Below are 6,021 nucleotides of genomic sequence, written 5' to 3'. Positions count from 1 at the left end.
CTGTAAAGATTTTGCTCCAAATTATTGGCTCAATGCTGGACTTTGTCGCAAACCTGCCAATACTCCACCAGCTCAATGTTTGGGCCGGCGGTCTGTTAGGATTAGTGGAAGTCTATCTGGTCATGTTAATCATTTTATACATAGCTGCACTTTTGCCAATCCAGGCAATCCAGGACCCATTGAACGATTCAATTCTTGCCGAAAATATCATAAAAAATACCCCAGTATTTTCACAGCAAATAAAACAACTATGGATTGAATATATCGCTGCATAACTTCTCTTTTGCGGAGAAGTTTTTCTTTTATCAGGACTTTTTGACATAATGTAAAAAAGGGCAAAGCCTTTTCGTATATGGGAATATTACTAGCAACTAACCGAACATATATTACATTAGGCGAAAACTGAATGTGCAGCTATATATTCACAAGCTAGATTACAGCTACTTTTGCAAGGCTCTGTTAATGCCCAATGTTGTTTTTTAAACCCTGTTGATTGTAGTGGAAGGCGCGTAGACTCCTGCGGGCGCAGCTGGTCAGGTGAGACCCCGCAGGAGCGAAGCGACGAGGAGGCTCAGCGCCAGCCCCGCGGAAAGCGAAGCGCCTGGAACGAAAATCAACAGCCTTGTTAACAGAGCCATTTGCAAAATGTTTCATTTAATTTCACAGGCAAGCTTGTTTTCTATAAAATAGAATACAATCGACCTATTATGTAATATCTCTTTGCTTCTGGAATAGAAAAGAAAAGGCAGGTGGGCATTATGCCAGCAAATAAAAAAGATATCGTACAATTGCTCGAAACAATTGCTATATATATGGAATTAAAAGGTGAAAACCCATTCAAGGTCTCAGCCTTCAGAAAAGCGGCAGCCGCTCTTGAAGCCGATGAAAGAAGCATGTCGGAAATGGGAGACCTGACTGAAATAAAAGGGATCGGTAAAGGTACTGCTTCCGTCATCCTGGAATATATGGAAAAAGGCACATCAACAGAGCTTGCGGAACTACAGGAGGAGGTCCCGAGTGGACTAATCCCGCTTCTTCAGCTTCCAGGAATGGGCGGCAAAAAAATAGCTAAGCTTTACAAAGAGCTAGGTATTGAGAGTATCCACGATTTAGAGGAAGCCGCTAAGGCAGGGAAGATTCGCGATCTTGCAGGCTTTGGCAAGAAGACAGAAGAGAAGATTCTCGCATCGATTGAAAACTTTGGGACGAGACCAGAACGTTTGCCATTGGCATATATGCTGCCTGTCGCAGAATTAATTGAGTCCCAACTTCAAATGATAGAAGGAATAGACCAGTTTTCTCGCGCAGGAAGCCTTAGAAGGATGAGAGAAACAATTAAGGACCTCGATTTTATTATCTCTTCAGAAACCCCGGAAGCAGTTAAAGAAGAGTTAGTCAAACTGCCAAAAATCAAGGAGATCATCGCTGCAGGTGATACGAAGGTTTCGGTGACCCTTGGACTTGATTATGATGTGAACGTGGATTTCCGTCTCGTTTCACCTGAAGAATTCGTGACGGCTCTTCATCATTTTACGGGCTCGAAGGATCATAATGTCAGAATGCGCCAGCTTGCTAAGGAAAAAGGTGAAAAAATCAGCGAGTATGGTGTGGAAAATGTTGAAACAGGTGAGGTAACGACTTTTAAGTCCGAAGAGGAATTTTATCAGTATTTTGGGCTTCCTTTTATTCCGCCTGAACTTCGCGAAGATGGTTCAGAAGTGGAGTTATATAAAGAGGATGTAAAACTGATTACACTGGATGCAATCAAAGGTGACGTTCATATGCATTCAACCTGGAGTGATGGTGGCCATTCAATAGAAGAAATGGCTAACGAGTGTATTAGAAGAGGCTATAAATATATGGCCATTACTGACCACTCCCAATATTTAAAAGTAGCGAACGGTCTTACGCCAGAACGGTTAAGGAAACAAATAGAAGAAGTGAAGGAACTGAATAAGAAATTTGATGGTTTTACAATCCTGACAGGGATCGAAATGGATATTTTACCGGATGGCAGCCTTGATTTTGATGATGATTTGTTAGCTGAGCTTGATTTGGTTATTGCATCCATCCATTCGTCATTTTCACAGCCTACTGAAAAAATCATGCATCGCTTGAAAACGGCGTTGGTAAATGCCAATGTTGATATCATTGCCCATCCTACAGGCAGGCTGATTGGAAGACGTGAGGGCTATTCCGTGGATATCGATATGCTGATCGAACTGGCTAAGGATACGAATACTGCGCTTGAACTGAATGCCAATCCTAACAGGCTGGATCTTGCATCGGAATATCTAAGAAAAGCTCAGGAAGCTGGAGTTAAAATTGTCATTAATACAGATGCTCATAAAGTAGATACACTTAAACATATGGAAATAGGGGTTACAGCGGCAAGAAAGGGCTGGGTCAAGGAATCCTCGGTATTGAATGCATTAGACCTGAATGGATTGCTTGAGTTCCTGCATGACCGCCATAAGTAAATTTTATTTTTGAATCTAGACTCTCTTCAATACGGATAGATCATTATTAAAAGAGAACCTTCGATTGAGAAGAAGGAGGAAATTTTTGTGCAGCAACGAGCGATGAAAACACTTGAATTTGATAAAGTCAGGAATCAGCTGATCGAACATACACATTCCTCATTGGGTAGGGAAAAAGCTCAAAACTTAATGCCATCTGCGGATTTTGAAGAAGTTTCACGGCTTCAGGAAGAAACAGATGAAGCGGCCAAAGTGCTTAGGATAAAAGGAAATATTCCATTAGGCGGGATTCACGATATAAGACCGCATACGAAAAGAGCTCAAATCGGCGGGATGCTCAGTCCGATTGAACTCGTCCAAGTGGCAAGCACTGTCCATGCGAGCAGACAAATGAAGCGATTCATCGAGGACCTTCAGGAGCTTACAGATGTTCCAATTTTACTAAACTATGCAGAAGGAATTATTGTGCTCGCCAAATTAGAGGAATCAATTAAAAATGCAATTGATGAAGGCGGAGAGGTTCTGGACGGTGCAAGTGAAGCCCTTCGATCGCTCCGTCAGCAAATGAGAACTAGAGAGTCAAGGGTACGGGAAAAGCTGGAGAGCATGATCCGCTCCTCCAATGCTGCTAAAATGCTGTCGGATGCAATCATCACGATCAGGAATGACCGATTTGTCATCCCTGTCAAACAGGAATACCGCAGCCATTATGGCGGCATCATCCATGACCAAAGCTCTTCAGGACAAACATTATTTATCGAGCCTCAATCTGTTGTTCAATTAAACAATGAACTACAAACGATCAGGATAAAAGAGCAGCTTGAAATCGAAAGAATACTATCTGAACTATCGGCCTTGACTGCTGAATATCATGATGAGCTTCTAGCAATTGTTGTAATAATGGCTGAGCTGGATTTTATGTTTACTAAGGCAAGGTATGGCAGCAGGATAAAAGGTTCTAAGCCAATTGTAAATAATGAGGGCCGAATCAACCTTATTAAGGCACGGCATCCCTTAATCCCAATCGCTGAAGTAGTTGCCAACAGCGTCGCACTTGGCAAGGATTATACGACCATCGTTATTACCGGTCCGAATACCGGCGGTAAAACGGTTACGCTTAAGACAGTTGGCCTTTGCACACTGATGGCCCAGGCTGGATTGCAAATTCCTGCGCTTGATGGGTCTGAAGTGGCTGTTTTTGAATCTGTTTATGCAGATATCGGTGATGAACAATCAATCGAACAAAGCTTAAGTACCTTCTCATCCCATATGGTCAATATTGTGGAAATCCTCAACAAAGTGGATTATAACAGTCTGGTGTTATTCGATGAACTAGGCGCAGGAACGGATCCTCAGGAAGGCGCGGCACTTGCTATTTCCATTTTGGATGAAGTGTATAAGTGCGGTGCGAGGGTGATTGCCACCACTCACTATCCTGAGCTAAAGGCATATGGGTACAATCGTGAAGGTGTAATAAATGCCAGTGTGGAATTTGACGTAGAAACGCTCAGCCCGACTTACAAGCTTTTGATTGGTGTCCCAGGCCGAAGCAATGCCTTTGAAATTTCGAAAAGACTTGGGTTAAAGGAATCAGTAATCCAAACGGCAAGATCATATATCAGCGAGGATAGCAATGAAGTTGAAAATATGATCGCTTCACTCGAGACAAGCAGGAGACAGGCTGAAAGAGATCGTGAAGAAGCCCATCAGCTTTTCAAAGATGCTGAAAATCTCCATCAGGATCTGCAAAAGCAGATGGCTGATTATTATGACAGAAAAGACGAACTAGCTGAAAAAGCCAAAGTAAAAGCGGCTGCAATTGTTGAAAAGGCCAGGGATGAGGCAGAAGAAATCATTCGTGAGCTCCGCAAGCTCCGCCTTGAAAAAGGAGCAGAAATTAAAGAGCACGAATTAATCGATGCCAAACGGCGCTTGAGTGATGCTGCCCCTGAGTTAAGACAAGTGAAAAAAGGCAGCAAAGCGAAGGCTGGAAAGCATGAATATCAACCTGGTGACGAGGTGAAGGTCTTAACATTTGATCAAAAAGGTCATCTGATAGAACGCGTTTCAAAGAAAGAATGGCAGGTCCAAATCGGCATTCTGAAGATGAAAGTCAAAGAAACGGATATGGAATATATCAATTCTCCAAAGCCTGTTGAAACTAAACCAGTTGCGATAGTAAAAGGGAAAGATTTTCATGTTAGTCTCGAATTAGACCTCCGTGGAGAGCGTTACGAGGATGCTCTTATGAGAGTTGAAAAATATATTGACGATGCATTGCTCGCAGGATACCCGCGTGTTAACATCATTCACGGTAAAGGGACAGGCGCGTTAAGGCAAGGCGTCCAGGAGTACTTAAAGAATCACCGTTCAGTTAAGAAAATCAGGTTCGGCGACGCAGGCGAAGGCGGAACCGGTGTTACTGTTGTCGAATTTAAATAAGTGATCGAAGTCCGGCAAGATGAGGCTTATTAATAAATAAAGATCCAGACTTGTGGACTGCTTCAATTTATTTTTTCACCAAAAGCTTATACTGTGTACGGTAAAATAATTAGTACAAAAGCCTGGCAAATATCTTATAATAGGTGATGCACGAGGTGTTAAATAAATACGGGGAGAATGGTTATGAATCATTTTTGGGAAAATGAATATATAGTGACGGCTGGTTATTATAGTGTAGCGATTCTCTGTATGGTCGTATTCCTTGCCGTTTTTGAGCTGGTGACGAAATATCGCAATTGGGATGAAATCCAGAAAGGGAATATTTCTGTTGCGATGGCTACTGGCGGAAAAATATTTGGGGTTGCCAATATATTTCGCCACTCTATCAATCAGCATGATTCATTGCTGACCATGATCATCTGGGGAGTTTTCGGCTTTGTGCTGCTTTTAATTGGCTATTTTATTTATGAATTCCTGACGCCGAAGTTTAATATTGATAAAGAAATCGAGAATGACAACCGTGCTGTCGGTTTCATATCCATGGTTATATCAGTTGGTCTGTCCTATATAATCGGAGCGGGAATATAACAGGAGGATTTAAAATCAGATGGAAAAACTGGCGAAAATATTGCTGATTCTATGTGGAGCATTCCTGTTAGTCGGCTTTATCTATATGATGTTTTTTACGTAGAGTCTGTTTTAGAACCGCCTATAATTTGGGCGGTTCTTTTTCTTCGATGAAAATTCTTCTCAACTTAAATCAGTAAAAATTAGGTTGTTTTAAAGCACATTGTAGATATATCGTCAGGACATGCCTAATAGAGCAAATATCCTACAAAAAACTATTCTAATTGTCATAAAAAGACCATTATATTATAATGAGGGAAATATAATAATTTTCAAAAAATTTTAAATAAGGGGGTAACGAATGTTGGAAAACAGGCCATGGCTATCGCAATATCCTCCTGAGATACCTGCTACACTGGATCTTCAGGAAGCAACGGTCCAGAATTATTTGAAGCAGACTGCAGAGAAATTTCCTGATAAAGTCGCAATACACTTTATGGGGAAGGAATTGACGTATAAGCAGGTTTATAAC

The 6,021-nt window shown here is 41.6% G+C and carries 4 protein-coding genes; all 4 read left to right on the top strand.

Annotated features, from left to right (window positions below; translation table 11 throughout):
• On the top strand, positions 1-275 hold a 275-nt coding region (locus WB217_RS09480; protein ID WP_423992834.1), incomplete at its 5' end, for a CvpA family protein.
• A 483-nt stretch (positions 276-758) separates the two neighbouring features.
• Complete coding sequence (gene polX / locus WB217_RS09475; RefSeq protein WP_423992832.1) at positions 759-2,480, top strand: DNA polymerase/3'-5' exonuclease PolX; 1,722 nt, start codon at positions 759-761, stop codon at positions 2,478-2,480.
• Between the two features lie 87 nt (positions 2,481-2,567).
• The gene (locus WB217_RS09470) at positions 2,568-4,922 is read left to right on the top strand and encodes an endonuclease MutS2 (RefSeq protein WP_423992830.1); all 2,355 of its coding nucleotides are present in this window, start codon (positions 2,568-2,570) and stop codon (positions 4,920-4,922) included.
• A gap of 183 nt (positions 4,923-5,105) precedes the next feature.
• Entirely contained in the window at positions 5,106-5,510 is a 405-nt protein-coding gene (locus WB217_RS09465) for a DUF350 domain-containing protein (protein WP_335431757.1), read from the top strand.
• Positions 5,511-6,021 lie beyond the last annotated feature (511 nt).

This window comes from Mesobacillus sp., from assembly GCF_049588175.1.
Lineage (GTDB): Bacteria > Bacillota > Bacilli > Bacillales > Cytobacillaceae > Mesobacillus.
The sequence above is the reverse complement of the archived record's forward strand: the minus strand, read 5'-3'. Positions and strand labels throughout refer to the sequence as shown.

Bases quoted from the DNA above. Each gene is read 5' to 3' on its own strand.
- polX (WP_423992832.1), top strand. From the start codon at position 759: ATGCCAGCAAATAAAAAAGATATCGTACAATTGCTCGAAACAATTGCT.
- WB217_RS09465 (WP_335431757.1), top strand. From the start codon at position 5,106: ATGAATCATTTTTGGGAAAATGAATATATAGTGACGGCTGGTTATTAT.